The organism is Mesorhizobium sp. M7A.T.Ca.US.000.02.2.1, assembly GCF_003996995.1.
In the GTDB taxonomy this organism is placed as follows: domain Bacteria; phylum Pseudomonadota; class Alphaproteobacteria; order Rhizobiales; family Rhizobiaceae; genus Mesorhizobium.
The window spans coordinates 1-1,581 of record NZ_RZTT01000721.1 but is presented as its reverse complement, the minus strand read 5'-3'; the positions used below and the strand labels follow the sequence as shown (position 1 = coordinate 1,581).

The 1,581-nt window shown below is 62.7% G+C and carries 2 protein-coding genes; both read right to left on the bottom strand.

The features are described 5' to 3' along the window. The coding region (secY, locus tag EOD15_RS33970) for a preprotein translocase subunit SecY (RefSeq protein WP_127409284.1) at positions 1–1,019 on the bottom strand (1,019 nt) is incomplete at its 3' end. Positions 1,020–1,211: 192 nt separating this feature from the next. Beyond that, positions 1,212–1,581, bottom strand: a 370-nt coding sequence (gene rplO, locus EOD15_RS33965; protein ID WP_127409283.1) for a 50S ribosomal protein L15, incomplete at its 5' end; no start/stop codon positions are given.

The following is a 1,581-nucleotide window of genomic DNA, read 5'->3' as shown; positions in this document are numbered from 1 at the left end:
GGGTTGAAGACAATCGCAGTGTAGAAGAAGGCGAAGAACGCGATCATCGCCGCATAGAATGCCATGTAAAGCGGCTGGCCATGGCCGAGCGCGGCCAGGATGGTGCTGGCCCAGGCCGGCATGTTGGCCGTCTGCGAGAAGCCCGCGACGGTGGCCGGCAGCAACAGCAGCGACGACGCGAAGATCGGCGGAATGACACCCGACGTGTTGAGCTTCAGCGGCAGATGCGAGGTATCGCCCTGGAACATGCGGTTGCCGACCTGGCGCTTCGGGTACTGGATCAGCAAGCGGCGCTGGGCGCGCTCGAAGAACACGATGAGCGCGATGACGACGACGGCCAGCACGATGATCGCCAGGATCAGGCCGGTCGACAGCGCGCCGGTGCGACCAAGCTCCAGCGTGCCGGAGATGGCGTGCGGCAGGCCGGCGACGATGCCGGAGAAGATGATCAGCGAAATGCCGTTGCCGATGCCGCGCGCGGTAATCTGCTCGCCCAGCCACATCAGGAACATGGTGCCGCCGACCAGCGTGACGACGGTCGAGATGCGGAAGAACATGCCGGGATCGCTGACGATGCCGTTGCCGCCTTCCAGACCGACAGAAATGCCATAGGCCTGAACCAGCGCAAGCAGCACCGTGCCGTAGCGCGTGTATTGGTTGATGACCTTGCGGCCCTGTTCGCCTTCCTTCTTCAGCGCTTCCAGCGACGGGATGACCGAAGTCATCAGCTGCATGATGATGGAGGCGGAGATGTAAGGCATGATGCCGAGCGCAAAGATCGCCATGCGCTGCACGGCGCCGCCGGCGAACATGTTGAACATGCCAAGCACGCCCTTGCTCTGCGAAGAGAAGGCCTGGGCGAAGGCGTCGGGATTGATACCGGGAAGCGGGATGTAGGTGCCGAGGCGATAGACGAGCAGCGCGCCGATCGTGAACCAGATGCGCTTCTTTAAATCCTCCGCCTTGGCGAAGGCCGAGAAATTCAGATTCGAAGCTAATTGTTCAGCAGCCGAAGCCATGCCTGATTCTCCGCTTGGTAACGCTTGATGGCCCTGAGGTCAGGCGGCGCGTTTCACCGAAGCTCACGAGATAAGCTCCGGGCTCTAAACATGCAAGCGGCCGCGTTGACGCGGCCGCCTCGTCGAGCAGATCAAAGCGCAATCGTGAGCAAAAACGGATCCCACTCTTGCCGATCGCGCTTCAAATTGCCGTTACTCGGCAGCTGCCTTTTCCTGCGGCAGCTTGACCGAACCGCCGGCCTTTTCGATCTTTTCGATCGCGGCCTTGGAGGCGCCGGCGACGTCAAAGGCGAGCTTCGCCTTGATCTCGCCGTCCGAGAGGATGCGCACGCCGTCCTTGACGCGGCGGATGACGCCGGCGGCAACCAGCGATTCAGCCGTCACGGTCGCCTTGGCGTCGAGCTTCTTGGCGTCGATGGCCACCTGGATGCGGGCCAGCGACACAACGGTGAAGCTCTTGGCGAAGATGTTGTTGAAGCCACGCTTCGGCAGGCGCCGGTAGAGCGGCATCTGGCCGCCCTCGAAGCCGTTGATGGCGACGCCGGAGCGCGCCTTCTGGCCC